The organism is Chitinasiproducens palmae (assembly GCF_900095735.1).
In the GTDB taxonomy this organism is placed as follows: Bacteria; Pseudomonadota; Gammaproteobacteria; order Burkholderiales; family Burkholderiaceae; genus Chitinasiproducens; species Chitinasiproducens palmae.
The window spans coordinates 328,185-354,639 of sequence record NZ_FNLO01000004.1 but is presented as its reverse complement, the minus strand read 5'-3'; the positions used below and the strand labels follow the sequence as shown (position 1 = coordinate 354,639).

At 67.1% G+C, this 26,455-nt stretch carries 17 protein-coding genes; 10 read left to right on the top strand and 7 right to left on the bottom strand.

Features of this window, described 5'->3' with window-relative positions; translation table 11 throughout:
* Nucleotides 1–39: 39 nt before the first annotated feature.
* Nucleotides 40–1,479, top strand: a complete 1,440-nt coding sequence (locus BLU54_RS09295; RefSeq protein ID WP_091907296.1) for an MFS transporter — start codon at nucleotides 40–42, stop codon at nucleotides 1,477–1,479.
* Nucleotides 1,480–1,661: 182 nt separating this feature from the next.
* Here the strand turns inward: BLU54_RS09295 and BLU54_RS09290 are convergent, their stop codons facing one another.
* The gene (locus BLU54_RS09290; protein WP_091907294.1) at nucleotides 1,662–2,417 is read right to left on the bottom strand and encodes a TetR/AcrR family transcriptional regulator; all 756 of its coding nucleotides are present in this window, start codon (nucleotides 2,415–2,417) and stop codon (nucleotides 1,662–1,664) included.
* Nucleotides 2,418–2,663: 246 nt separating this feature from the next.
* On the opposite strand from BLU54_RS09290, the gene BLU54_RS09285 reads away from it, so the two are divergent.
* The 5 genes from BLU54_RS09285 (at nucleotide 2,664) to BLU54_RS09265 (ending at nucleotide 9,556) form a co-directional block, all read left to right on the top strand.
* Complete coding sequence (locus tag BLU54_RS09285; protein WP_091907292.1) at nucleotides 2,664–3,839, top strand: isovaleryl-CoA dehydrogenase; 1,176 nt, start codon at nucleotides 2,664–2,666, stop codon at nucleotides 3,837–3,839.
* Nucleotides 3,840–3,883: 44 nt separating this feature from the next.
* On the top strand, nucleotides 3,884–5,488 hold the full coding sequence (locus BLU54_RS09280; protein ID WP_091907289.1) for a carboxyl transferase domain-containing protein: 1,605 nt from the start codon (nucleotides 3,884–3,886) through the stop codon (nucleotides 5,486–5,488).
* A gap of 60 nt (nucleotides 5,489–5,548) precedes the next feature.
* Nucleotides 5,549–7,600, top strand: coding sequence for an acetyl/propionyl/methylcrotonyl-CoA carboxylase subunit alpha (locus tag BLU54_RS09275; protein ID WP_091907287.1), 2,052 nt, complete (start codon nucleotides 5,549–5,551; stop codon nucleotides 7,598–7,600).
* A 54-nt stretch (nucleotides 7,601–7,654) separates the two neighbouring features.
* Entirely contained in the window at nucleotides 7,655–8,605 is a 951-nt protein-coding gene (locus BLU54_RS09270) for a hydroxymethylglutaryl-CoA lyase (protein WP_091907285.1), read from the top strand.
* Nucleotides 8,606–8,767: 162 nt separating this feature from the next.
* Nucleotides 8,768–9,556 carry an EAL domain-containing protein gene (locus tag BLU54_RS09265; RefSeq protein WP_091907284.1) on the top strand — a complete coding sequence of 263 codons (789 nt, stop codon included), beginning with the start codon at nucleotides 8,768–8,770 and terminating at the stop codon, nucleotides 9,554–9,556.
* 51 nt (nucleotides 9,557–9,607) lie between these two features.
* On the opposite strand, the gene BLU54_RS09260 is transcribed toward BLU54_RS09265, so the two are convergent.
* The gene (locus BLU54_RS09260; protein ID WP_091907281.1) at nucleotides 9,608–9,793 is read right to left on the bottom strand and encodes a hypothetical protein; all 186 of its coding nucleotides are present in this window, start codon (nucleotides 9,791–9,793) and stop codon (nucleotides 9,608–9,610) included.
* A gap of 205 nt (nucleotides 9,794–9,998) precedes the next feature.
* Between BLU54_RS09260 and lpxO the strand changes: the two genes are divergently transcribed.
* The gene (lpxO, locus tag BLU54_RS09255) at nucleotides 9,999–10,898 is read left to right on the top strand and encodes a lipid A hydroxylase LpxO (protein ID WP_091907279.1); all 900 of its coding nucleotides are present in this window, start codon (nucleotides 9,999–10,001) and stop codon (nucleotides 10,896–10,898) included.
* A 54-nt stretch (nucleotides 10,899–10,952) separates the two neighbouring features.
* Here the strand turns inward: lpxO and BLU54_RS09250 are convergent, their stop codons facing one another.
* From BLU54_RS09250 to BLU54_RS09235, 4 genes are all read right to left on the bottom strand, one after another.
* Nucleotides 10,953–11,690, bottom strand: coding sequence for an OmpW/AlkL family protein (locus BLU54_RS09250; RefSeq protein ID WP_235837864.1), 738 nt, complete (start codon nucleotides 11,688–11,690; stop codon nucleotides 10,953–10,955).
* Between the two features lie 555 nt (nucleotides 11,691–12,245).
* A complete protein-coding gene (gene argC, locus BLU54_RS09245) occupies nucleotides 12,246–13,193 on the bottom strand; it encodes an N-acetyl-gamma-glutamyl-phosphate reductase (RefSeq protein ID WP_091907434.1) in 948 nt (315 codons plus the stop codon).
* Nucleotides 13,194–13,382: 189 nt separating this feature from the next.
* Nucleotides 13,383–13,961: a YbhB/YbcL family Raf kinase inhibitor-like protein gene (locus BLU54_RS09240; protein ID WP_235837874.1), complete on the bottom strand. Its 579-nt coding sequence runs from the start codon at nucleotides 13,959–13,961 to the stop codon at nucleotides 13,383–13,385.
* A 402-nt stretch (nucleotides 13,962–14,363) separates the two neighbouring features.
* Complete coding sequence (locus tag BLU54_RS09235) at nucleotides 14,364–15,020, bottom strand: orotate phosphoribosyltransferase (RefSeq protein WP_091907275.1); 657 nt, start codon at nucleotides 15,018–15,020, stop codon at nucleotides 14,364–14,366.
* Between the two features lie 732 nt (nucleotides 15,021–15,752).
* Here BLU54_RS09235 and BLU54_RS09230 point away from each other — a divergent pair.
* Entirely contained in the window at nucleotides 15,753–18,026 is a 2,274-nt protein-coding gene (locus BLU54_RS09230) for an NADP-dependent malic enzyme (RefSeq protein ID WP_091907273.1), read from the top strand.
* A 235-nt stretch (nucleotides 18,027–18,261) separates the two neighbouring features.
* Here the strand turns inward: BLU54_RS09230 and BLU54_RS09225 are convergent, their stop codons facing one another.
* Nucleotides 18,262–21,849, bottom strand: a complete 3,588-nt coding sequence (locus tag BLU54_RS09225; RefSeq protein ID WP_091907271.1) for an indolepyruvate ferredoxin oxidoreductase family protein — start codon at nucleotides 21,847–21,849, stop codon at nucleotides 18,262–18,264.
* Nucleotides 21,850–22,322: 473 nt separating this feature from the next.
* On the opposite strand from BLU54_RS09225, the gene BLU54_RS09220 reads away from it, so the two are divergent.
* A complete protein-coding gene (locus tag BLU54_RS09220; RefSeq protein ID WP_170845087.1) occupies nucleotides 22,323–24,551 on the top strand; it encodes a YopJ family acetyltransferase in 2,229 nt (742 codons plus the stop codon).
* A 277-nt stretch (nucleotides 24,552–24,828) separates the two neighbouring features.
* Nucleotides 24,829–25,986 (top strand): YopJ family acetyltransferase, encoded by a 1,158-nt coding sequence (locus tag BLU54_RS09215; protein ID WP_139169588.1) that lies wholly within the window; start codon nucleotides 24,829–24,831, stop codon nucleotides 25,984–25,986.
* The last annotated feature ends 469 nt before the right edge of the window (nucleotides 25,987–26,455 follow it).

Sequence of the window (26,455 nt, the reverse complement as noted above, 5' to 3'; positions counted from 1 at the left end):
ACAAATCGCCGGCATCCAGACCGGCGCAGGGAGACAGAGATGGTGGCCTATCCGAACAGCGGTGCCACAACCGCCGCCGCGTCCGCGGCACAGACGCTCACGCCGGCCGAACACGCCGCGCAGATTTCGGCGCGGCTGGACCGACTGCCGGCGACCCGTTCGATCTGGACGCTCGTCGTGCTGCTGAGCCTCGGTTTCTTCTTCGAACTGTACGACCTGCTGTACACCGGCTACGTGGCGCCGGGCCTGGTGCGGGCGGGCATTCTGACGCCGACCACCACCGGCCTGTTCGGCATGGCCGGGGTCGCCAGCTTCATCGCCGCGCTGTTCTCCGGACTGTTCATCGGCACCATCGCCTGCGGCTTCCTGGCGGACCGCTTCGGACGGCGCGCGATCTTCACCTACTCGCTGCTGTGGTACGTGGTCGCCAACGTGGTCATGGCGTTCCAGGAGACCGCGAGCGGCCTGAACTTCTGGCGCTTCATGGCCGGCCTCGGCATCGGGGTCGAACTGGTCACGATCGGCACCTACATCTCGGAACTGGTGCCGAAGCGGATTCGCGGCCGCGCCTTCGCCTGCGAGCAGGCGGTGGGCTTCACCGCGGTGCCGGTGGTCGCCTTCCTGGCCTACCAGCTGGTGCCGAACCGCTACTTCGGGCTGGACGGTTGGCGCTGGGTGGTCCTGATCGGCGCGCATGGTGCGATCTTCGTCTGGTGGATCCGCCGTGCACTGCCGGAAAGCCCGCGCTGGCTGGCCATGAAGGGACGTCTCGACGAGGCGGACGCGGTGATGCGCGAGCTCGAGCGCAAGGTGGAGGCAGAGTCGGGTCGTCCGCTGCCGCCGCCTGCCGCCGTCGAGCCGATCGTCGAGCGCAGCCGTTTCGCCGACATGTGGGTTGCGCCGTATCGCAAGCGCGCGATCATGATGATCCTGTTCAACGTGTTCCAGACGGTCGGCTATTACGGCTTCGCGAACTGGGTGCCGACCCTGCTGGTCAAGCAGGGCATCACGGTCACCACCAGCCTGATGTACTCCAGCATCATCGCGATCGCGGCGCCGCTCGGTCCGATCATCGGCCTGTTCATTGCCGACCGGTTCGAGCGCAAGACCGTCATCGTCACGATGGCCATCGTCAATATCGTGTGCGGTCTGGCGTTCAGCCAGATCACCAACTCGGTCGGGCTGATCGTGATGGGCCTGTGCCTGACGCTGGCCGGCAACATCATCTCGTACAGCTATCACGCCTATCAGACCGAACTGTTTCCGACCGGCATGCGGGCGCGCGCGGTGGGCTTCGTCTACTCGTGGAGCCGGTTCTCGGCGATCTTCAGCGCCTTCATCATCGCCTCGGTGCTCGGACACTTCGGCACTACCGGCGTGTTCGTGTTCATCGCGGGCGCAATGCTGGTAGTGATCTTCGCGATCGGGCTGCTCGGGCCGCGTACCCGCAACCTGGCCCTCGAAGTGATCTCCCGCTGACCGACCAGCCCGCTGGCCGCGGCACTGTCGCGGTCGGAGGCAGGCGGACACTCTAGAGGCGTGGCTCAGCCGCACCCCCGAGCGGCACCCCCGAGCGGCACCCCCGAGCAGCACCCCCGAGCAGCACCCCCGGTCGGCACCCCGGAGCAGCGCGCCGAACACCGCGCAGCGGTCCGTCCGGCTCAGCTGGCGTCGGGCAGCGCGGCCTGCAGCCGGTGCAGCGCCTGCGCCACGTCCGCGTGGAAGGCCGCCAGCGCGGCCGCGCGTGCCGGCGCGACGTCGGGCGACAGCGTCCGCCACAGCATCTCGACCAGCTTCTCGGCGGTCGCGTCGATCGCGGCCAGATCGACCGGATGGTCCGACAGCGCGGCATCCCACAGAATGTGCTCCATCGGTCCGAACACCATCGAACGCAGCAGGCGTAGCGGCACGTCGCGCCGAATCTCGCCCTGCGCCTGCCCGCGCGCCAGCACGGCCATCATCGGCGCGGTGTAGCGGCGCTGTTGCTCGATCAGCGTCGCGACCAGCGCGTGATGCTTGGCCCGCCCCTCCGACAGCACGAGCGCGCTCATGCCGGTGCCGTGCAGCAGGAACAGGCGCAGGTGGGCGCGCACGATGAACTCGAACTGAGCCCGGACGCCGCCGGCCGGCAGTCCCTGTTCGATCTCGGCGATGATCTCGTCATACCAGTCGGCGATTACCCGCACGCAGAGTTCCCGCTTGCCGGCGAAGTAGCTGAAGATCGTGCCCTCCGAGATGCCGAGCCGTTGTGCGATCTCCGTTGTCGTGGCGCGCTCGAAACCCTTCGCGACGAAGACCTCGCGGCCGACGCGCAGGATGTCTCGCACGCGCTGTTGCGACTTGCTGCCCCGTGCATCGCGGCGGGCCCGGGGTCGCTCGTCGGTCGGCGGCAGGGCGGGAGGGGAAAGGTTGGGCATCGTCGTCGACACGAAATGTGAGTGTTTCTCAAAAAACCCGATTGACGGGCATTTTAGAAGGCGTGCACAATCTGATGCAAGCCATGCCGTGCCGAGCGGATGCAAGGTTGACGCGTCGCGGCGACGCGCTGCCTGAGCGGTGCCGCGAAACATGGGGCAGACAACGATAAATGAGCCGGGCTCAAGCGCTGGCTCGGCGAGAGACACTGGCCGTGCGATCGGCGCCGGCCGGACCAGGAGACGACAATGAGCACGATTCCAGGGCTGCGCTTCGCGCAGGGCGAGGAAATCGACATGCTGCGCGACACCGTCGCGGCGTTTGCCGCGAAGGAGATCGCGCCGCGCGCCGGCGAGATCGACCGCAGCGACCAGTTCCCGATGGACCTGTGGCGCAAGTTCGGCGAACTGGGCGTGCTCGGCATGACGGTGTCGGAGGAGTACGGCGGCGCCAACATGGGCTATACCGCGCACATGGTCGCGATGGAAGAGATTTCGCGCGCCTCGGCGTCGGTCGGCCTGTCGTACGGCGCGCACTCCAACCTCTGCGTGAACCAGATCCACCGCAATGGCACGGCCGCGCAGAAAGCGCGTTATCTGCCGAAGCTGGTCAGCGGCGAGCATGTCGGCGCACTGGCGATGAGCGAGCCGAATGCCGGCTCCGACGTCGTCTCGATGCGGCTGCGCGCCGACCGGCGCGGCGACCGCTATGTGCTCAACGGTACCAAGATGTGGATCACCAACGGTCCCGATTGCGACACGCTGGTGGTCTACGCGAAAACCGACCCCGAGGCGGGCGCGCGCGGCATCACGGCATTTCTCGTCGAGAAGGGCATGGCCGGATTCAGCGTCGCGCAAAAACTCGACAAGCTCGGCATGCGCGGCTCGCACACCGGCGAACTGGTGTTCCAGGACGTCGAGGTGCCCGCGGAGAACGTGCTGGGCGAACTGAACGGCGGGGTCAAGGTGCTGATGAGCGGCCTCGACTACGAGCGCGCGGTGCTGGCGGGCGGCCCGACCGGCATCATGCTCGCCTGTCTCGACGCGGTGGTTCCGTACATCCACGACCGCAAGCAGTTCGGCCAGCCGATCGGCGAGTTCCAGTTGATTCAGGGCAAGATCGCCGACATGTACACCACGCTGCAGGCCTGTCGTGCCTACCTGTACGCAGTCGGGCGGGAACTGGATGCGGGGGGCGAGCACCTGCGCCAGTTGCGCAAGGACTGCGCGGGCGTGATCCTCTATACGGCGGAGAAGGCAACCTGGATGGCCGGCGAGGCGATCCAGATCCTCGGCGGCAACGGCTACATCAACGAATACCCGGTCGGTCGGCTGTGGCGCGACGCCAAGCTCTACGAGATCGGCGCGGGAACCAGCGAAATCCGGCGGATGCTGATTGGGCGCGAGCTGTTCGCGCAGACCTGACGCGCACGCGTCATACCGCTTCCCGTCCCGTCCAGGAGCCGCCGATGCCTGTCATCGAATCCCGTCTCAACCCGCGCGACGACGCCTTTCGAGCGAACGCCGACGCACTGCAAACGGTTGTTGCCGACCTGCGCGACACGGTCGCGCGCATCGCCCGGGGCGGCCCGGAAGCCGCGCGAGCCAAGCACCAGGCGCGCGGCAAGCTGCTGCCGCGCGAACGTATCGAGCGGCTGCTCGATCCAGGCTCGCCGTTTCTGGAGTTGTCGCAACTCGCCGCGTACGGCATGTACGACGACGAGGCGCCGGGCGCCGGCGTGATCACCGGCATTGGCCGCATTGCCGGGCGCGAATGCCTGGTGGTGTGCAACGACGCCACGGTCAAGGGCGGCAGCTACTATCCGATGACGGTGAAGAAGCATGTGCGCGCGCAGGAGATCGCCGCGCAGAACCGGTTGCCGTGCGTCTATCTGGTCGATTCCGGCGGCGCCTACCTGCCGCGCCAGGACGAAGTGTTTCCCGACCGCGACCACTTCGGCCGCATCTTCTATAACCAAGCGACGATGTCGGCGGACGGCATTGCGCAGATCGCGGTGGTGATGGGCTCATGCACGGCGGGCGGCGCCTACGTGCCGGCGATGAGCGACGAGTCGGTGATCGTGCGCGAGCAGGGCACGATCTTCCTCGGTGGGCCGCCGCTCGTGAAGGCGGCGACCGGCGAGGTGGTCAGCGCCGAGGATCTCGGCGGTGGCGACGTGCACACGCGCCTGTCCGGCGTGGCCGATCACCTGGCGCACAACGACGCGCACGCGCTCGAGATCACGCGTCGCATCGTCGGCACGCTCGGGCCGGCAAGCGTGCCGCCGGCCGCGCGGCCGGCGGTCGAACCGCGCTACGCCGCGCAGGAACTCTATGGCGTGATCCCGGCCGACACGCGCAAGCCGTACGACGTGCGCGAAGTCATTGCGCGCATCGTCGACGATTCCGCCTTCGACGAATTCAAGGCCCGCTTCGGCAACACGCTCGTCACCGGTTTCGCGCATCTGTACGGCCGGCCGGTCGGCATCATCGCCAACAACGGCATCCTGTTCTCGGAGTCGTCGCAGAAAGGCGCGCATTTCATCGAGCTGTGCTGCCAGCGCAAGATTCCGTTGATCTTCCTGCAGAACATCACCGGCTTCATGGTCGGCCGGCGCTACGAGAACGAAGGGATTGCGCGGCACGGCGCGAAGCTGGTCACCGCGGTGGCGACGGCGCGCGTGCCCAAGCTGACGGTGATCATCGGCGGCTCCTTCGGTGCCGGCAACTATGGCATGTGTGGCCGCGCGTTCAACCCGCGCTTCCTGTGGATGTGGCCGAACGCGCGGATCTCGGTAATGGGCGGCGAACAGGCCGCCTCCGTGCTGTCGACGGTCCGCCGCGACGGCATCGAGGCGAAGGGCGGTGCGTGGCCGGCCGAGGACGAGGAAGCGTTCAAGGCGCCGATTCGCGCGCAGTACGAGAGCCAGGGCCATCCGTACTACGCCAGCGCGCGCCTGTGGGACGACGGCGTGATCGATCCGGCGAGCACGCGCGAAGTGCTGGGCCTCGGCCTGAGCGCGGCGCTCAACGCGCCGATCGAGGACACCCGCTTCGGCGTGTTCCGCATCTGAGCCCGGCCGGCAGCAGGTGCCGGCGTCCGCCATTCCATTCAATACGACAGGCATACGGCCATGTTCAGCAAGCTATTGATTGCCAACCGGGGCGAGATCGCGTGCCGCGTTGCGACGACCTGCCGCCGCCTGGGCATCGCGACGGTCGCGGTCTTCTCCGAAGCCGATCGTCATGCGAAGCATGTCGCACTCGCCGACGAGGCGGTGCTGATCGGCCCCGCGCCGGTATCGGACAGCTATCTGCAGTACGAACGCATCATCGGCGCGGCGCGGCGCACCGGCGCCCAGGCGATCCACCCGGGCTACGGCTTCCTTTCGGAAAACGAAGCCTTTGCGCGGGCCTGCGCCGAAGCCGGGCTGGTCTTCGTGGGGCCGCCGGTGGCGGCGATCGCCGCGATGGGCTCGAAGGCCGCCGCCAAGGCCCTGATGCAGGAAGCCGCCGTGCCGTTGGTGCCGGGCTACCACGGCGCCGACCAGGAGCCGGCGCGCCTGCGGCGCGAGGCCGATGCAATCGGCTATCCGGTGCTGCTGAAAGCCAGCGCTGGTGGCGGCGGCAAGGGCATGCGGGTGGTCGAGCGCGGCGACGACTTCGCGACCGCGCTTGCCTCGTGCCAACGCGAGGCGAGGGCCAGCTTCGGTGACGATCGGATCCTGATCGAAAAGTATCTGCTGCGTCCGCGCCACGTCGAAGTCCAGGTGTTTGCCGACCGTCACGGTCATGCGCTGTATCTGTTCGACCGCGATTGTTCGGTGCAGCGCCGTCACCAGAAGGTCATCGAAGAGGCGCCCGCGCCCGGGCTGTCCGAAGCGACGCGGCGCGCCATGGGCGAGGCGGCCGTGGCCGCGGCGCGCGCGGTCGCGTACGAGGGCGCCGGCACGGTCGAGTTCATCGTCTCGCCGGATGGTGCGTTCTACTTCATGGAGATGAATACGCGGCTGCAGGTCGAGCATCCGGTGACCGAACTGGTCACCGGGCTCGATCTGGTCGAATGGCAGTTGCGCGTCGCGGCGGGCGAACCGCTGCCGCTCACCGAACAGGCCGCCCTTCGCACGGATGGACACGCGATCGAGGCGCGAATCTACGCGGAAGACCCGTCGCGCGGCTTCCTGCCGTCGACCGGCGCGATCACGCATCTACAAGTGCCCGCCGCCAGCGAATTCGCGCAGCCCGATGCGGCGGGCGTCCGCATCGACAGCGGCGTGCGCGCCGGCGACAGCATCACGCCGTATTACGATCCGATGATCGCCAAGCTGATCGTGCATGGCGCGACGCGGGCGCAGGCGTGCGACCGTCTCGTGCAGGCGCTCGATCGTTTCGAGATCGTCGGACCGCGCACCAACGTTGCGTTCCTGCGCCGCCTGGTCGACAGCGAAGCGTTTCGCACCGCACGGCTCGACACCGGATTGATCGAGCGGAACCAGGCGACGCTGCTGGCGCAGGCCGGCGTTCCCGCGCTGACCGCACTTGCGCTCGCGCTGGCCGCGGCGCTGGCGAGCGAACAGGGTGAGGCGCCGGGTGATTCGCCGTGGACCCGGCTGGCGTTCTGGCGCGTCAACGCCGACGCTCGACGCGTCTGGCACTTCCGGCTGAGCGAGGACGGCGCGGACCCGGCGCCGATCGAGGTGATCTGGCAACGCGATACGCGCACCGGCGAAGGCGCGATCGAGTACGAGGGACGGCGCCACGCGTTCGCGGTGGTCTCCGACGGCAAGACCCGGCACGACGACGGCTCGTCGGGCACGGTGACGGTGGAGTTGGACGGGCACCGCTTCTCCGGAAGCGTGTTCCACGAGCCCGCGCGTGCGCTGTTCCACGTCTTTGCCGACGGCGGCCACTGGGCGCTGGAACTGCCGGAGCACAAGCCGGCGGCCACCGAGGACGAATTGGCGGGCGGGCGCTTGACTGCGCCGATGCCGGGCAAGGTGGTCGCACTGCTCGTCGAAGTCGGGCAAGCGGTGGAGAAGGGCACGCCACTGCTGGTGCTGGAAGCGATGAAGATGGAACATACGATCCTGGCACCGGCCGCCGGCGTCGTTTCGGAACTGCGTTATGCGGTTGGCGACCAGGTCGACGATGGTGCGGCGCTGCTGGTGGTCGACGCGTCGGCCTGATTCGCGACATGCCGAGGTCGATGGTTGCCCGCGCGCCATGGAGAGAGGACAACGATGAATCCACTGCTCGAAGCTGACGGCGCGGCCCTGCCGGCGCGCGTGAAGATCGTCGAGGTCGGACCGCGCGACGGTCTGCAGGCCGAAGCGGCCCATGTGCCGACGCCGGTCAAGATCGAATTGGTCGACCGGCTCGCGGCGGCCGGTTTCGCGAATATCGAGGCCGCGTCGTTCGTGTCGCCCAAGTGGGTGCCGCAGATGGCGGACGGCGCCGACGTGATGGCGTCCGTGACGCGCCGCGACGGCATGATCTATTCCGCGCTGACGCCGAACATGCGCGGGCTGGAAGCCGCGCAGGCGGCACGGGTGGACGAGGTGGTGATCTTCGGCGCTGCCAGCGAAAGCTTCTCGCAGCGCAATATCAACTGCTCGATCGCTGAATCGATCGAGCGTTTCCGGCCGGTGGCCGCCGCCGCGAAGGCTGCCGGGCTGAGGTTGCGTGGCAGCGTGTCGTGCGCGTTCGGTTGCCCGTTCGAGGGTGAGGTGCCGGTACAGGCGGTGCAGGACGTGGTGCGTCGCATGCTCGACCTGGGCTGCGACGAGGTTGACGTCGCGGATACGATCGGTGTCGGTACCGCGCGTCAGGTGGCCGGCGTGTTCGACGCGCTTGCGACGGTGACGCCGCTGTCGCGCCTGTCGGGCCATTTCCACGACACCTACGGACAGGCGCTGGCCAACATCCTGGCCGCGCTGCAGTCCGGCGTGTCGATTTTCCACGCTTCGGTTGCGGGCCTGGGCGGCTGCCCATATGCGCCGGGCGCGACCGGCAACGTGGCAACGGAAGACGTGCTTTATTTGATGGAAGGTCTGGGCATCGTCACGGGTATCGATCTCGACGCCGTGATCGATACCGGGGACTTCATCAGCCGCGCCATCGGGCGGCCGAATGGTTCGCGCGTCGGCCGTGCGCGTCTGGCGCGTCGGGCGAGTGGCGGCGCTCGGTCATGATGGCCGCGGGGACGCATTTCGCGACCGTGGCAGCATGAACGAGGCGTCGGCGTGGCGTGGCGGCGACAGGTTCCATTGCCTCGGCAGGAAGCGCTGTGGCGCGTTCAGCGCGCGGCCGGACATTCGGTTAATCTGGATCGACTCTCCCGCGGATAACGATTCATGATACCGGTACATCTGGCTGGCGCCAGACGAAGCAATGCAGGCTGCGAGGGCTGCCTGCAGGAAAGCGGGCGCGACATCCCGTTTACCTTCGCCTACCAGCCGATCGTGGATCTGGCAGGCCGGCGCGTGTTCGCGCACGAAGCCCTGGTGCGCGGCCCGGCCGGCCAGAGCGCGTATTCCGTGCTGTCGCAAATCGACGGCGAATCGATGTACGGTTTCGACCAGCGATGTCGCGAAAAGGCGATCGCGGGGGCGGCACGCCTCGGCATGACCGAGCGGTTGTCGATCAATTTCCTGCCCAATGCCGTCTACCGTGCCGAGGTCTGCATCCAACGCACGCTGGAGGCGGCCGCGCGGCATCGCTTCCCGATCGACCGGATCATCTTCGAAACGGTGGAGAGCGAACGCGTCGACGACGAGGCTCATCTGGCCAGCATCTTCCGGGAGTACCAGCGGCTGGGCCTGAAGACGGCGATCGACGATTTCGGCGCCGGCGCCTCCGGTCTGCGCCTGCTGGCCGATTTCCAGCCCGACATCGTCAAGCTGGACATGGCGTTGATCCGTGGCATCGATCATGACCGGGCGCGCCGCGCCATCGTCGGCGGGGTCGTGGCGATGTGCAACGACCTGGGGATCGAGGTGATTGCCGAGGGCGTGGAAACGGCCGACGAGCGCAATTGTCTGGCCGACAATGGCATCTCGTTGATGCAGGGTTACCTGTTCGCGCGGCCCGCCTTCGAGGCGCTGGCGCCGATCACCGAAGGCAGCTGGCTGCCGGCCGCCTGAGCGGCCCTGGGGCTCCGTTGCGCTGCGCGACGCCGTCCCCGGCGTCGCACGTCATTCCAGCGCAAAGGTGTCGACCGGCTGCGTCGAGGACGGGTCGCGCGCGAAGCGGCGCGACAGCAGATCGAGCAGGCGGCGCGCCTCGTCCTGCGTCAAATCGATCCAGAACGGCTCGCCTGCGCCGTCGTTGAGACGGCTGGCTGGGAACTGTATTTCGGCGACGACATTCTTGCGGTACATGCGCGTTCCATCAATGGGCAGACACTGCCGGCATTATCGCGCCTGCGTCGACTGGCTGCCGGGCGCGCGCGGCGCCTGACTCGTATGGCGTGCCCGTGAACGGTGCGCGGCGCACGGGGCCAGGGCGGCCGGGGCCTCCTGTAGGGCGCGCAACGCTGACTTATAATCCCGCGTTCGGCGCTCGCCTCATCTGTGGAATGCCACCATGAAGTGGATCATCATTTCGATATTCATCGTCTGCGCGATCTACGTGCACTATCGTGGCCGTGTGCGGCACCGTTTCTTCCGCCAGCTGTCCGACCACTCGACCTTCCTCGCGCCGCTGAACACCTTCATGTACGCGCTGTCGGGTGTGCCGAACACGCCTTATCTGCCGCCGGCGCAGTTTCCGGAAATGCGCGTGCTGCAGGACAATTGGGAGGCGATCCGCGAGGAAGCGCTGAAGCTGCGCGAGCTCGGCGGCATCAAGGCGTCGAACCAGTACAACGATGTCGGCTTCAACTCGTTCTTCCGGAGCGGCTGGAAGCGCTTCTACCTGAAGTGGTACGACGACGCGCATCCGTCGGCTGCGACGCTTTGTCCCCGCACGACGGAGCTGCTGCGCGGCATCGGCACGGTGAAGGCGGCGATGTTCGCCGAACTGCCGCCGGGCAGCAATCTGGTGCGGCATCGTGATCCGTATGCCGGCTCGTTGCGCTATCACCTCGGTCTGGCCACGCCCAACGATCCCGACTGTTTCATCGATGTCGATGGTCAGCGCTATCATTGGCGCGACGGCGAGGCGGTGGTGTTCGACGAGACCTACATCCACTATGCGCAGAACAAGACCGACGCCGACCGCGTGATCCTGTTCTGTGACGTTGAACGCCCGCTCAAATACCGCTGGGCGGCGTCGGTGAACCACTGGTTTGCCAAGCACCTGCTGGCGGCGGCGGCGTCGCCGAACGAGGCGGGCGACCGCACGGGTGGCCTGAACCGCGCGTTCAAGTACGTGTATCAGATCCGGCTGGTCGGCAAGCGGCTCAAGGCCTGGGATCGTCGCGTCTACTATCTGGTCAAATGGGCGCTGTTCGGCGGCATCGCCGCGTTGATCGTCCTGTCGTGAGAGCGTGTGCCGCCACGGCGGGGCCGGGCGGCGCGGACTTCGGCATCGCGGCGCTCAGAAGCGGTAGCCGAGCGACACGAAGGTGATGATCGGGTCGATCTTCAGCCGAGTCTGGCTGGTGATCTGTGCCCCGTTCGGCAGGCGCGTGGTCAGCGTCGCGCGCGTCGACAGCCACATGTACGAGACCGACGCGCTGATCGACCAGCGATCGTTGATGTTGTACGCCAGTCCCGCATTGACGACCGGCGCCACCGAACTGGTCAGGTCCGCACTGGTGGGGCCAACCGCGACCACGCCCTGTGCCGCGCCCGGTGCGAGAAAGCTGCCGTTCGCCATTGCCGCATTGAGTTTGACGTTGCCGTACCAGACATACGAAGCGCCCGCACCGACATACGGCCGGAACCGGCTACCGGCCTGCCCGAAATAGTATTTGAGCAACAGCGTCGGGCTCCACTCGCTGGCCGATCCCAACTGCCCCAGCTTGCCGAGCCCGCCTTCGCCATACAGCTTGAAGCGTGGCGGGTAGCCGAACACGGCTTCGGCCGCGATGTTGTCGGTGATGAAGTATGTGCCGGTGATGCCGACCGTGTCGGCATTGCTGACTGTCGCGCCGGTGCCGGGCACCGTCACCGCCGCCTGACCGGGCCGCGTCACTTCGAGCGGACGGCTCGAGTCCTGCGGCGCGAAGTGGAACCAGCCGACATTCGCCACGAAGCTGCCGGCGCTCTGCGCCTGTGCCGCTCCGCTCAGAGCCCCGCCGAAGGCGGCGACGAGCGCCATTCTCCTGATCATTCCGTCCTCCTGATTGCAAGCGAAAAGCCGCGCTGCGTCCGAGTGTGCGTGGCGTCGGTGGTGGCGCGTGCCTGCATGAGCGCCATCACCAAGATTACGCGAACGATCGTGCTATTTCGATCCGGTGTTATCCCTGAGCGTGGCTGTGGCGGGACAGCGACTGACGGTCTTCCCGACAACTCAGCGTGCGATCATTGCAACCGCGCGGGGAAGCGGAGCGCAAACGAGAAGAAGGGAAGCCCGTGCGGCGGGCGGCGCGACCGGTTCCGACGGCGTGGCCGAGAACCGTGTACAACGGGGTATCGGCAGGCTCGGCAGGGTCGGCACTGCGCGGCGACGGATAGCCGGCGCGGTGTGGAATGCGCGGGAAGCGCTAAGGACAGTCCATGCGCGGGACCGATCGAACGGTACTGCGCGACGGTCGATACCTGCGCACCGTGTTTGCGACGGCGTACGCCGTCAGGCGGGGCAGTGTCCGCGTTGCACAGACGCGGTACGAAGCGACGCAACGCACCGGCGCCGATCGCTCACCGGCCGGTGCGTCGCTGGCGTGTCTTACACGTTCAGGCCGGTCGCTTCATCCACGCCCAGGTGCAGGTTCATGCACTGCACGGCGGCGCCGGCCGCCCCCTTGCCCAGATTGTCGAGCCGCGCGATGGTCACGATACGCTCGGCATTGCCGAACACGAAAAGGTCGACACGGTTGGTATCGTTGCAGCCCTGCACGTCGAAGAAGCCGTTGTCCAGGTTCGCCGCGTCATCGAGCGGCATTACGCGGACAAAGCGCTCGTTCGCGTAATGCTCGGTCAGACATGCGTGGACGTCGGCCGGCGTGGCTTGCTTCGCGAACTGCTCCGGATGCCAGTAGGTCGTGACCGACAACCCTTTCAGGAAGTTGCCGACGATCGGCGTGAAGATCGGCTCGCGTGCCAGCCCGCCGTGGTGACGCATCTCGGGCAGGTGCTTGTGCGTCAGACCGAGCGCATAGGGACGCGGGCTGGTCAGCGCCGGGATCACGCCAGCTTCGTAGTCGGCGATCATCTTCTTGCCGCCGCCGGAGTAGCCGGTGAGCGAATAGGCGCTGACCGCGTATTCGGGCGCGACCAGGCCCGCATCGACCAGCGGACGCACCGACAGGACCAGCGCGGACGCATGGCAGCCCGGCACCGCGATGCGCTTGCTGTCGCGCACGCGCTCGCGCTGGCCGCGCGCCAGTTCGGGCAAGCCGTAGGCCCAGTCGGGATCGATCCGGAAAGCGGTGCTCGCGTCGATGACGCAGGTACGGTCGTTGTCGACCAGACCGACGGATTCGCGCGACGCGGTGTCCGGCAGGCAGAGGAAGGTGACGTCCGAGGCGTTGATCAACTCGCGGCGGGCGGCCGGGTCCTTGCGGGCAGCCTCGTCGATGCGCAGCACTTCGATATCGGCGCGCTCACTGAGGTATTCAAAGATCCGGAGGCCCGTCGTACCTTCCTGGCCGTCGACGAATATCTTGAAAGGCATCATCGTGCTCCCTGCGATGGCGGCCTGTCCGCCTGAAGTGGTGTGCGTCGCGCGGCCTGCCGCTGCCGGGGGCAGCGCTCGCTCACGAGGCGTCGAAACCAACCATTTTATAGCCTGAAGCGGGCAAGGTGATGACTGAAGCGTCGAGAGCGTGGTAATGCCCGTGGTAATACACGTAGTAATGCGACGTCAACGCTGATCCGTCAGCGTCAGGCTGGCCTTCGCGATGGCCGCGCCGAGTATTTCGTGCTCGAAGAACGGGGCGGGGCGGTTCGCAACCAACCGTGTCAGTGGCGCATTGAGCGCATAGATGGTGATCACGTAGCGATGACGCTTGCCCGGCGGCGGGCACGGCCCGCCATAGCCCTCGTCGCTGAAATCGTTGCGCGCCTGCAGGGCGCCAAGGCGGGTCAGCGCGCCGGAAGCGCTGGCGTTGGCGGGCAGACTATGCACGGTGGCCGGGATGTTGGCCACCGCCCAATGCCACCAGCCACGTCCAGGCGCATCGGGGTCGTGCATCATGATCGCGAACGACGCCGTATTGGGCGGCGCATGCTGCCAGGAAAGCGGCGGCGAGACGTTGCCGCCGGTGCAGCCGTCGCGGTTGAAGCGCTGCGCGGGCGGTACCGACTGGCCTTCGTGGAAGGCAGCGCTGCGCAGCGTGAAGGTGCCGTCGGCCAGCGCCATCGTCGATGACGCGATCAGGCTGGCCGATACCGCACAGCGTGCCACGCACACGCCCAGTCGCTCGCGCGGGCCGCGAGGGATGGAGCAGGTGCTTGGACGGCGGTCGATCAAGGCAGTGACGCTCTTGCGGGCGATTTCACGAACCGGCCGCTCGGCGCACGGTGCGGCGCCGGATCGATCCGGGAAAAGTGCGAAGACTGGGCGACGACTGGACGATAACCTAGGCAAGCGCCGAGCGGTCACGGGCGGCGCGGTGCGGCGCGCCCCGACAGTACAGCGCGTCATCCCGTCGCCCAGTGACGCGGATACACACGATTGTCGAGCGACCACGCAGGGGTGCCGCCTGCCGCCGGGCCAAGGTCCGGGTCGACACTGTGGCGTCACGCTGTAACGCCACGCTTCAACGTCACTTTACCACGTGCGTCGCGCACGACCGTGCGCCTTGCAGGGACGGCGCCGGCCGCCGGGCCTGCGCCACGGTACTCAGCCTTCCCAGGATTCCGGGGCGTGCAGGAATTTTTCGACACCGTCGAGCGTCGCGGCATCGAAATAATCGCCGTCGCGCGCCACCCGCAACACGTCCCACCAGGTGGCGAGATAGTGCAGCTTGACGCCGATGTCGTCGAACACTTTCTGGCTGCCGGCGAAGATGTCGTAATAGAACAGCACGAACACGTGGTCGACCTGCGCGCCCGCCGTGCGCAGGGCCTGGACGAAGTTCACCTTGCTGGTGCCTTCGGACGCCAGGTCCTCGACCAACAGCACGCGCGAGCCTTCCTTGAGCTCGCCTTCGATCTGGGCATTGCGGCCGAAGCCCTTCGGCTTCTTGCGCACGTACTGCATCGGCAGGTCGAAACGGTCGGCCAGCCAGGCCGCGAACGGAATACCGGCGGTCTCGCCTCCGGCGACCGCGTCGAACTGCTCGAAGCCGGCCTGCTCGTTGAGGGTCGTCTGCGCCATTTCCATCAGCGCGCGGCGTGCTCGCGGGAACGAGATCAGCTTCCGACAGTCGATGTAGGTCGGGCTCATCCGGCCCGACGTCAGTTTGAACGGTTGCGCGGTATTGAAGTGGATGGCGCGCGTCTCGAGCAGGATGCGGGCGGTGATTTCTGCGATCGTCGGGCGATCAGTGTTTTTCATGGCGGACCTATCGGCGGAGACGAAGCCAACGTGCGGTGAGCGGCGGGCGGCGGCGATGCGTCGGTACGTCGGCACGGCACCGGCCTCGGCCCATTCGCGCACGCGTCGGGCGTGGCGGGAGGGTCGGCGTGGAGCGGCTTGGCGGTGGCGCCGGTGACGACTTCGACGGCGCGCCATTTTACCCGAAGTGCCCGCGCCACCATCGTGCCATGCCATTCCGCCCCGAAACAGGCCCGGCAAGCGGCGTCGCGTGCAGCGGTGCAAGTGTGCGCACGGCCCGGCCGCGTTAGCCATCCGCCGGCAGTGTTCGGCGGCCGGTGGCAGCGCGTAGTCGCGAGTAGTCTCGAGTAGTCGCCAGTGGCGCCAGCGGCCGCGGGTGGCGAATACAGGGTGTTCGGCAGCGAACCGCAGTGTATGGCGCAACGGCGCACGATCGTATCGGCGGCGTTCGCGTGCCATTCGCCGTTGTTCCGGCGTCTTGCAGGCACGCACTGCGGCGACGAGCACCGGTGAAACAGCCGAGCTTGCAGCTTTCCGTCGTATTTGTGCGTTTTGCGACGCGTTTTCGCGGCGCAGGGCCCCGCGGACAGCGCGTTGCCGCAAGCCGTGGCGTTGGATGCAGGTGTACACTCACCGCTTTCCAACGCTGCCCAGGCGGCCGGCGCGGAGTGCGCCGCCGCGCGATGCAACTGGCGGACCGCGCTTTTACCGAACACGATCAAGTCTCAAACCATGGACGAACAGCTCAAACAAAGTGCGCTGCGTTATCACGAAACGCCGCGTCCCGGGAAGATCTCGGTCACGCCAACCAAGCCTCTGTCGAACGGCCTGGACCTGGCGCTGGCCTATTCGCCGGGCGTCGCAGCGGCGTGCGAGGCGATCCATGCCGATCCGCTGGCCGCGAACCGCTATACGTCGCGTTCCAACCTGGTGGCGGTGATCACCAACGGTACCGCGGTGCTGGGCCTCGGCAACATCGGACCGCTGGCCGCCAAGCCGGTGATGGAAGGCAAGGGCTGTCTGTTCAAGAAATTCGCCGACATCGATGTGTTCGACATCGAAATGGCGGAGAACGATCCAGACAAGCTGGTCGATGCGATCGCGATGCTGGAGCCGACGCTCGGCGGCATCAACCTGGAAGACATCAAGGCGCCCGAGTGCTTCTACATCGAGAAGAAGCTGCGCGAGCGTCTGAACATTCCCGTGTTCCATGACGATCAGCACGGCACCGCGATCATCGCGTCGGCGGCCATCATCAACGGGCTGAAGGTTGTCGGCAAGCAGATCGGCGAGGTCAAGCTGGTCTGCTCCGGCGCCGGTGCCGCCGCCATCGCCTGTCTCGACCTGCTCGTCCATCTGGGCGTTTCGCCGCAGAACATCCTGGTGATCGATTCGAAGGGCGTGATCCACGCCGGTCGCGAGAATCTCGATCCGAGCAAGGCGCGCTACGCGGCGCAGACCGAGGCCCGCACGCTGGCCGACGCCAGCGTCGGCGCCGACGTGTTTCTGGGTTGCTCGGCCGCCGGCGTGCTCAAGCCGGAGATGGTCAAGTCGATGGCCGACCGGCCGTTGATCCTGGCGCTGGCCAATCCCGAACCGGAAATTCGCCCCGAGGTCGCGAAGGCCGCTCGTCCCGACGTGATCATCGCCACGGGTCGCTCGGACTATCCGAACCAGGTCAACAACGTCCTGTGCTTCCCGTTCATCTTCCGTGGCGCGCTTGACGTCGGCGCGACGCGCATCACCGAGGAGATGAAGCTGGCCTGCGTGAAGGCGATCGCCGAACTGGCCGAGGAAACCGATCAGGGCGACGAGGTCGCGAAGGCCTACGAAGGCCACACGCTCGAGTTCGGGCCGGAGTACCTGATTCCGAAGCCCTTCGACCCGCGCCTGATCGTCAAGATCGCGCCCGCGGTGGCGCAGGCGGCGATGGATTCCGGTGTGGCGACGCAGCCGATCGCGGACATGGATGCGTATCGCCAGAAGCTCGAAAGCACCGTGTACCGCACCGGCATGGTGATGCGTCCGGTGTTCGCCGCGGCCAAGGCCAAGCAGGCGCGCATCGTGTTTGCGGAAGGCGAGGACGAGCGCGTGCTGCGCGCCGCGCAGTTCGTGCTGCTCGAAAAGATCGCCAAGCCAATCATCGTCGGGCGTCCGCCGGTCGTGCAGATGCGTCTGGAGAAGATGGGCTCGAAGCTGCGTCCGGGCGTCGATTTCGAGATCGTCAATCCGGAAGACGATCCGCGCTACCAGCGATGCTGGCAGGCCTATCAGGAACTCGGTGCGCGTCACGGCGTGACGCCCGAGGTCGCGAAGGCGGCGATGCGCAAGTCGAACACGTTGATCGGCGCGGTGCTGGTACACCTCGGCGAAGCGGACGGCATGATCTGCGGCATGATCGACACGTATCACAGCCACCTGCGTTTCATCGAGCAGGTGCTGGGCCGTGCCCGGGAAGCGAGCAACTTCGCCGCGATGAACCTGCTGATGCTGCCGGGCCGCAATCTGTTCATCTGCGACACCTACGTCAACGAAGTGCCGAGCGCCGAACAGCTCGCCGACATGGGCATCCTGGCCGCGCAACAGATCGAGCGCTTCGGCCTCACGCCGAAGGCCGCGTTGTTGTCGAGCTCGAACTTCGGCAGCGTGCCGGGCCCGACTTCGGTGCGTCTCGGACGCGCCCGCGAGCTGCTCGCGGAACGCGCGCCGGACCTCGAGTGCGATGGCGAAATGCACGGCGACGCCGCGCTGTCGGAGACGATCCGCCGCCAGGCCTTTCCGAAGTCGGCACTGACGGGCGAAGCCAACCTGCTGCTGATGCCGAACGTCGAAGCGGCGAACATTGCGTACAACCTGTTGAAGATGACCGGTGGCGAAGGCGTGACGGTCGGTCCGTTCCTGCTCGGCGCAAGCAAGCCGGTGCACATCCTGACGCCCGCCGCGACGGTGCGCCGGATCATCAACATGACGGCCGTTGCCTCGGCCAACGCCGCGCAGCAGGCCTGAGGGCCCGCGCGGATGCCTGAGCCGATGCTTGAGCCGATGCTTGAGCCGATGCTTGAGCCGAGGCCTGAGCCGGTGTCTGAGCCGGTGTCTGAGCGATCGCGCCGGCTCGCGAGCACCCCCTCGAGGTGCCGCGGCAGCAGCGCCTGAATGAAAAACGCCCGGTTCAACCGGGCGTTTTTCATTAGTGGCAGGCGGCGGGGCGCGGGCTCGCCGCCCGCGACGCTGGCACGCGCGCTCAGGCCACTTCGCGCAGCGACGGCGAGGTGGGCGGCGATTGCCGCCAACGCGCGAGCAGGCTCTGCCAACGGGTGCGGACCTGCGCGAGGTTGCGCTCCTTGATATGGCCGTAACCGCGCACGTCCTGCGGCAGACCGGCCAGTTCGACCGCAAGCGGCAGCCTGTCGAGGCTCAGGCCGGCGACCAGTTCGTCGACCAGCGCCTCGTAATCGGCGATCAGCGCGCGTTCGTCACGTCGCTCCTGCGTACGTCCGAACGGGTCGAGCGCGGTGCCGCGCAATCCCTTGCAACGGGCGAGCATGCGCATCGCGGTCAGCATCCACGCACCGTACTGCTGCTTCAACGGGCGACCCTGGGCGTCCTTTTTCGCGAACAGCGGCGGCGCCATGTGGTAGTTCGGCTTCCAGTCGCCTTCGAAGCGCTCGCGCAGGCTGGCCAGGAAAGCAGGGTCTGCCTGCAGGCGCGCCACCTCGTACTCGTCCTTGTAGGCCATCACCTTGTGCAGGCTGCGCGCAACCGCCTCGGTCAACGCCGCCTTGCGCCCGGCATCGCCAAGCGCAGTCTCGGCGGCGCGCACGCGTTCGATGCGCTCGCGATAGCGCGCCGCGTAGCGTGCGTCCTGATACGCGGTCAGGGCGGCAACGTGCCGTTCGATCAGCAGCTCGACGCTGCGTGCCGTGTGCAGCGTCACCACGCGTTCGCCTGACGCGCGATCCGCACCGGACTGGCTGCGGATTGCATCGGCTACCCGCTCCGGCGCTTCCGCGGCGCGGCGTCCCCATTCGAACGCACGCAGGTTGGCCTCGACGGCGACGTCGTTCAGTTCGATCGCCCGGCGGATCGCCGCGCCCGACAGCGGAATCCAGCCGCGCTGCCACGCAAAGCCGAGCAGCAGCGGATTTGCGTAGATCGCGTCGCCGAGCAGGCCGACCGCGAGCGCATTCGCATTGATCGTGTCGAGCACGCGCGCGGCCGCCGCGATCGCATCCTCGGCCGCTTGTGCCGGGAAGCGCCAGTCGGGATCGCTGATCAACGCGGCAGTCGGTGCATTCGCGCGGTTCACCACCACGCGCGTCGTGTCCGGCCGCATCCGCGACAGCGCCTCGTCGCTCGCGGCCACCAACGCGTCGGCCCCGATCACGACGTCCGCCTCGCCGACCGCGATCCGCGTCGCGAACAGTCCGCTGGGATTGGCCGCGATCTGGATGTGGCTCATCACCGCGCCGCCTTTCTGCGCGAGCCCGGTGACGTCGAGTACCGAGACGCCACGCGCTTCCAGATGGCCGGCCATGCCGAGCAACGCGCCGATCGTCACCACGCCGGTGCCGCCGATGCCGGCCACCAGCAGTCGCGTCGGCCGCGCCAGCGCGGGCAACGCAGGCTCGGGCAGTGCGGGCCAGTCGTCGTGATCGAGTTGCGCGGCGCGCGGCTTCTTCAGTTGCGCGCCTTCCAGCGTCACGAAGCTCGGGCAATAGCCGTTCAGGCAACTGAAGTCCTTGTTGCAGGACGATTGGTTGATCTGCCGCTTGCGGCCGAACTCGGTGTCGACCGGTTCCACGGACAGGCAGTTCGACTGTACCGAGCAATCGCCGCAGCCTTCGCAGACGGCCTCGTTGATGACCACGCGTCGCGCCGGGTCCGGATACGAACCGCGTTTGCGGCGGCGGCGCTTCTCGGTTGCGCAGGTCTGATCGTAGATCAGCGCCGTCGTGCCGGCCGTGTCGCGCAGCATGCGCTGGATGGCATCGAGTTCCTTGCGATGGTGGACCGTCACGCCGTCGGCGAGGCCGGTGACACCTTCGTATTTCTCCGGCTCGTCGCTGACGATGACGATCTTGCTCAAGCCTTCCGCGGCCAGTTGCTGCGACAGCATTGGCACGTTCAGCGTGCCGTCGACCGGCTGGCCGCCGGTCATCGCCACCGCGTCGTTGAACAGGATCTTGTAAGTGATGTTGACGCCCGCCGCCACCGCGGCGCGGATGGCGAGCAGGCCCGAATGGAAGTACGTGCCGTCACCGAGGTTGGCGAACACGTGTCCGTCGTCGCAGAACGACGACTGGCCAATCCACGCGACGCCTTCGCCGCCCATCTGGCTGAAGGTGTCGGTCGATCGGTCCATCCATGTCGTCATGTAGTGGCAGCCGATGCCGGCGATCGCGCGCGAGCCTTCGGGTACCTTGGTCGACGTGTTGTGAGGACAGCCCGAGCAGAACCATGGCTTGCGTTCGGCCGACGGGTGCGGCTGCGCAAGCGCGCGCTCCCGCGCGTCGATGACGGCCATGCGGGCGTCGATCGAGGCGCGCAGGGTGTCGCTCAGTTCGAAGCGCGACAGGCGGCGGGCGATCGCGCGCGCGATCACGGCCGGCGACAGGTCGGCATGCGGCGGCAGCAGCCAGTCGCCGCGCGGCACCGACCATTCGCCGCCGCCGGCCTCGTTCTCGTCGAATTTGCCGAACACGCGTGGACGAACGTCCTCGCGCCAGTTGTACAGCTCTTCCTTGATCGCATATTCGAGGACCTGCCGCTTTTCCTCGACCACCAGGATTTCCTCGAGGCCGTTCGCAAAGGCGCGCATGCCCTGCGCCTCGAGCGGCCACACGCAGCCGACCTTGTAGAGCCGGATGCCGACCTGCGCGCACAGTGTTTCGTCCAGGCCGAGATCGTCGAGCGCCTGCCGGACGTCGAGATAGGCCTTGCCGGCACTGACGATGCCGAAGCGCGCGGTCGGCGAGTCGATCACGACGCGGTCCAAGCGATTGGCCCGCACGTAGGCGAGCGCCGCATACCATTTGTAATCGACCAGCCGCGCTTCCTGGACCAACGGCGGGTCTGGCCAGCGGATGTTCAGCCCCTCGGGCGGCAGTGTGAAATCGTCGGGCAGGCGGATCTGGACACGGTCCGGTTCCACGTCCACGGACGCCGAGGATTCGACCACGTCGGTGACGCATTTGAGCGCGACCCACAGCCCGGAGTACCGGCTCATCGCCCAGCCATGCAGGCCGAAGTCGATGTATTCCTGCACGTCGGACGGATAAAGCACCGGAATGCCGCAGGCGTTGAAGACGTGCTCGGACTGGTGCGCGAGCGTGGACGACTTGGCCGCGTGATCGTCCCCCGCAACGACCAGCACCCCGCCGTACCGCGACGAGCCGGCCGAATTCGCGTGTTTGAAGACGTCGCCGGTGCGGTCGACGCCCGGGCCCTTGCCGTACCACATCGAGAACACGCCATCGACGTTGGCTTTCGGGAAGAGATTGACTTGCTGGGAGCCCCACACGGCCGTCGCGGCGAGATCCTCGTTGAGTCCCGCCTTGAAAACGATGCGCTGCTTGGCGAGGTGGGACTTGGCTTTCCAAAGCGACTGGTCGAGCCCGCCGAGTGGCGAGCCGCGATATCCGGAGATGAAGCCGGCGGTATTGAGACCGGCGGCGCGGTCGCGTGCGGCCTGCAGCATCGGCAGTCGCACCAGCGCCTGGATGCCGCTCATGTAGACCCGGCCGCGTTCAAGGGTGTACTTGTCGTCCAGCTTGGCAGAAGCCAATGCCTGTAGCGCGGCATCGACGCCGGCGTCACGGGGGGCATTCATTCATCGTTCTCCTTGGCCCGGGATCGCCGGGCGGATTACGCGTGCAACCGGATAGGCCGTCGGCGTAGGCGTACCGTCACCGGCACCGGAGCGGCCGTCGGTGGCGCGCTCGCAACGGCCGGGCGGACCAAGTCAGCGTAGCAAGGGGCGCGGGGAAACGATAGGCGCGAAAACCCGAGTAGGCCGGCCCGCGGCGGCTGAGCGGCGCGGCGCCGGGCGCATGCCTCGCCTTGCCCCGTGTTCACCGCTCGCCGCGCGACACCGGGCAGGCCGTCGGATGGCCGGGCTGCGGACGCCGCCCCGCACGCGGACGCGGACCCTGGCGCCGTGTTGCCGCGGCGATTGCGAACAAGAACAAACCTTCACGTGGGGTTCATCGCGGGAAGGCATACGGTTGCAGCACGATGCACAGGCGTTCGCTCCATCGGCTGAATCGACAGACCCATCGTTCAGTCACGAGCGTCTCGCACCGCATGGCGAAGACGGCTCTCGACATGCCGGAAATCTCGACCGTGAGCAGCGACATCGACCGTCGCGCTGTCGCGACAGGGGAAGCAGACATGTTGGAAGTCAACGCGCGCAGCGCCGGCACGCACCAGGCGACGAACGCGGATCGCGACGCGTCCTTCGATCGGACGGCGTTGGACAGTCAGCTCGAGCGCATCGAGCGCAGCCTGGAGGACGGGAGTTGGGCCGAACGGGATTTCGCCAGGCTCGACCGGCACTGGATGCCGCGCCTGGTGGAACGGGCCAACCAGCGCAAGGACGGCCTCGATCTCGTGTTCCTGCAGCGACCGGCGGAATTCACGGACGAGTTGAGCCGAATCGCGCGGGACGAGATCCCAGCCAGCCGGTACATCGTCGGCCTGGGCGACGGCGGCATGCACTTCGCGGTGCTGGATGTGCGGCAAAGTGAACGGGGCATCTCGGTTCTGCTGTTCGAGCCGGCGACGCTGGACGCGGATGCGCCCGGGATGCTGGCGTTTCAGACCGATCTGGCGATCGGCGCGTCGGCCGTACCGAATGTCAGGTGCTGCAAGCTGGAACTCGATCTGCAGAGGAGCCACAGCGAGTGCGGCGTCTTCAGCCTTTTCCTCGCGAAGAAAGTGCACAAAGCGTCGGACGAGATCGAGGTCTTGCACCGGGCGAATCTCGCCAAGGACCTGGCGGATGTGGTCGGCAAAGATGTCATCGACACCTTGCTGCCAGCGACGTTCTTCAAGCACGCGCAGGGGAAACGGCGCCTGGAAGCCTATTTGCAGGCGAGGCCGGCGGCCGAGACCGCTGCGGTCAACAAGAAGGGCGAGACGCTTCGGCAGCGTGCCGCGAGGACGCTGGTATCGGTGGGGGGCGGACTTCGGTCGAAGTCCATCCATCTGAAACGTCTTGCCGAATACCGGTCGTTGCAGCAGTCGCTCGATGGCTCGGATGCACTTGCCAGTCGCCTGCAACGTGATCTGGCGGCATACGGCAGCGGCTTCGCCGGGATTGATTCACCGCCGCGAGCGGCCGCCGCGCTGTCCACGCTGGCCGAGCTCGCGGCGGCCGATCCGGCAACTGCCGCACGACATGCCGTGGCCCGTGACGCGCACGGCCGTCATCTCGCCAGCCGCCTCGCGGAACTGCTGCAACGCGGCCATCTTTCGTCGCTGGGTGCGGCCTGTGTGTCGCTGTTCCAGCTTCTGCATCGCGACGGCTGGCTCGCCAGGACCGAAGTCGTTGCCGCGCTGCTTGCCCGCGAAAAGGGCGACGCCGTTGCCAGTCTCGCCCACGCGATGGCCGGCGCGAACTGGCCGTCGAACGCCGTGAACCACCTTTGTGCGCTGCTCGCCGCGCTGGCTGACGATGACGGGACACGTCACGAAATCGTGCGCCGCCTTTCGATGACGCAAACCGGATACGCGTTCAAACAGCTTGTGCTTCAGCAGTCCGCCGATTTCTACAAGCTGGTGAAACGCGCCAATCGCCTCAATCCGAATCCGACGGCCATCGCATTATTGCGACAGGCTGGGCTGATTCCGCACGACCGCGAGCTGAGCCGACACGCAGCGGATGCTCAGGCACGGCCCTGCGGGGGGGCGACGGATTATGTGGCGCTGCACAGCGCGTTGACCGAGACGATCGCACCGGAAGTGTCGCGCGCGCACGCGGCGATGATCGAGCAGGCCCGAGCGCTGGCGGACAGCCGACAGGCCGCAAACGCGCACCTCGCAGCGGCCGATGCGCAGCAGCGCGTTGCCAGGCAACAGAAGCGGCTTGCCGCGGCAACGCTGGCCGAACACGCGCTCGATGTCGGCAACGCGCTGCACACGGCGGCGCGTGAGCGGAAGATCGCCGTCTATGAGCAGGCTCGCGCCGAACGGCCGGCTGCACGTCCAGCGCGAGTTTCCTTACCCGTGCCGATCGTCGCGGTGGTGAGCGGAACACCGCCGGCCGCTAACGCAGGGCCCCGGCGACAGGCCGCGGCGCCGGCACAACCATCCGTCCCGCGCCGCGCCGCGGCAGACGATGCCGTACTGGAGCGCCGCCACGCCGAACTCAAGTCGTTCATACATGAGCACGAAACCGCGCAGATCGAAGCGCGACTTCGCGACCTGAAAGCATTCAGGGCCGACCACGAAGCCATGAAGACGGCAGAAAGCCACCGAGCGCAGCCGCTGCGTTCCGGACTTGAACCGGGCGGCGACGGCTTGCGGCGATAGCGCGAGCGTGGCAAGACGCATGACGGTCACGCGATGGCGGCCATCAGCCGAGGCGGCTGCCGAGCGGCTGCTGAGCGGTTACCAAGCGGCTACCACGCTTTCATCGTCGTGACGGTGGCACGCGGGCATGGCGCCGATAGTCGCGCTCAAGCCCGGCACTCGTAGCACTCGTCCAAGGTGCGCTCCTCGGCGCGAGGTTCGTCGAGGTACGGGCCGCATGGTTGCGCGCATATTTGCACCGTACCGTACCGTCCCAGCCTGATTACCGCGCGGCAGCGTGCGGCCCAGCGCGGTTTGCGTTCGCCGAGGAATAAGAAATAACTCTTGCCTGCTTCATTCGCGCCGTTCTGTTCGACAGGCAGGATGGGGCAAGCCCGAGCTGTCGGGCCGCAGCAAGGTGGCCGCAGGCATGCAACCGTGCGGTGCCATCGCTGTCGATTTGTTCGAGGCACCGCTACAGGAGTTGAAATTTGCCATGTCCGGATTACCTTTGCGCGGCGTAGCCGATCCGCCGCGGGCTGCGTCACTGGAGCCGGCGGCCGCGCCGGATCCGTCTTTTCTTGCGGCAAAGATCGAGGAGATAGAACGCAGTCTGAACGACGGCAGTTGGACCGAAATGGACTTCGCGGAAGTCGACGAAGCGCTGATGCCCGGTCTGGTTGCCATGGCCAACGACAAGAAAACCGGTCTCGATCTGTGCTATCTGCCCGCTCCCAAGGACCTGTGCGACTCGCTGGATGCGTTCTGGCGAGATGGGCTCGAATCGAAGCGTTACGTGGTGAATTCCGGCAACTCGGCAACGCACTTCGTTGCGCTTGATGTGGCGGTTGTCGACGGCAAGGTGTCCGTTGCGCTGTTCGAGCCGACCACCTTCGACCACACAACGCCGTGTCTGCTTGCCGCGCTCATCAAGGTCGCGGTGAAGCGGACAGCGTTGCCGCACGCCAAGGTGGTCTCGGTCGCGTTGGACATTCAGAGGAGCAATGCGGAGTGCGGCATGTTCAGCCTGGCCCTGGCGAAAAAGCTGCTCAAGGAACGCGATCAGATTCTGGCGCTACACAAAGCCAATCTGGCCGGGACGCTGGGCGACAGGCTGCGCGCCAGCGACGCGGATCGATTCCTGCCACCGGTCTTTTTCAAACACTCGCAGGGAACGGTCCGCCTCGACAGCTATATCGAGTGCGACCCGACCGAGCATGGCCGCGTGGTGAACAAGAAAGGGCAGACGCTGAGCGAGCGGCAGTGGGCAACGTTGGAAGAGGTTGGCGGCAGGAGGCTGTCCAAGTCGATACACCTGAAACGGCTGGTCGAATACAAGGCACTGGCCGAGCGTCTGGATGCAATGCCCGGTGCGCGCGCCGCCGCTCCGCAACGCTGGTCCGTGCCAAGCCACGAAGCACTGAGAACGGACGACGGAGCAGCCAGGCGCGGGTAGCTTGCGCAGCGCGGCCACTTAGCCCAGCGCCGCCACCGTTGCCGACATGCGCTTAGCCTTCTCGACAGGCGGCGTGCGACGTCTCGATTGGAGCGCTACGTCGGGCGCTGGGTTGGTCGCCGCGCTGGCGCGGGCAGAGTCCCGACTTGGACTCGGGCTCGGGCTCAAACCCCCTGCGTCGGACGCCCGGACCTTCGCTCACGGCCCTCGCGATTGGATGTGGTCCGGCCAAACAGACCTGTCGCTGCGTTCGAAGCCGTCGGCTCGTCGACCGCGGCGCCGGTGCGATTCGTTCGTCTCTCCGCGATGGCGTCCGGCGCGGTCGGCGCAGCGGCGCGGGCGAGGCCGACACCGTCTGCCGCCGGCTTGCGGGATCGATGCGGTCCGCCGCGATGCTGGCGTCACGCGGCGTGACGAACTGGGAGCGCAGCGGGCACAGGGCAGGTGGAGGCGGACCGAGAGTCCGCGA

Coding starts and splice junctions, on each gene's coding strand:
- BLU54_RS09295 (WP_091907296.1), top strand. CDS start 40: ATGGTGGCCTATCCGAACAGCGGTGCCACAACCGCCGCCGCGTCCGCG.
- BLU54_RS09290 (WP_091907294.1), bottom strand. CDS start 2,417: ATGCCCAACCTTTCCCCTCCCGCCCTGCCGCCGACCGACGAGCGACCC.
- BLU54_RS09285 (WP_091907292.1), top strand. CDS start 2,664: ATGAGCACGATTCCAGGGCTGCGCTTCGCGCAGGGCGAGGAAATCGAC.
- BLU54_RS09280 (WP_091907289.1), top strand. CDS start 3,884: ATGCCTGTCATCGAATCCCGTCTCAACCCGCGCGACGACGCCTTTCGA.
- BLU54_RS09275 (WP_091907287.1), top strand. CDS start 5,549: ATGTTCAGCAAGCTATTGATTGCCAACCGGGGCGAGATCGCGTGCCGC.
- BLU54_RS09270 (WP_091907285.1), top strand. CDS start 7,655: ATGAATCCACTGCTCGAAGCTGACGGCGCGGCCCTGCCGGCGCGCGTG.
- BLU54_RS09265 (WP_091907284.1), top strand. CDS start 8,768: ATGATACCGGTACATCTGGCTGGCGCCAGACGAAGCAATGCAGGCTGC.
- BLU54_RS09260 (WP_091907281.1), bottom strand. CDS start 9,793: ATGTACCGCAAGAATGTCGTCGCCGAAATACAGTTCCCAGCCAGCCGT.
- lpxO (WP_091907279.1), top strand. CDS start 9,999: ATGAAGTGGATCATCATTTCGATATTCATCGTCTGCGCGATCTACGTG.
- BLU54_RS09250 (WP_235837864.1), bottom strand. CDS start 11,690: ATGATCAGGAGAATGGCGCTCGTCGCCGCCTTCGGCGGGGCTCTGAGC.
- argC (WP_091907434.1), bottom strand. CDS start 13,193: ATGCCTTTCAAGATATTCGTCGACGGCCAGGAAGGTACGACGGGCCTC.
- BLU54_RS09235 (WP_091907275.1), bottom strand. CDS start 15,020: ATGAAAAACACTGATCGCCCGACGATCGCAGAAATCACCGCCCGCATC.
- BLU54_RS09230 (WP_091907273.1), top strand. CDS start 15,753: ATGGACGAACAGCTCAAACAAAGTGCGCTGCGTTATCACGAAACGCCG.
- BLU54_RS09225 (WP_091907271.1), bottom strand. CDS start 21,849: ATGAATGCCCCCCGTGACGCCGGCGTCGATGCCGCGCTACAGGCATTG.
- BLU54_RS09220 (WP_170845087.1), top strand. CDS start 22,323: ATGGCGAAGACGGCTCTCGACATGCCGGAAATCTCGACCGTGAGCAGC.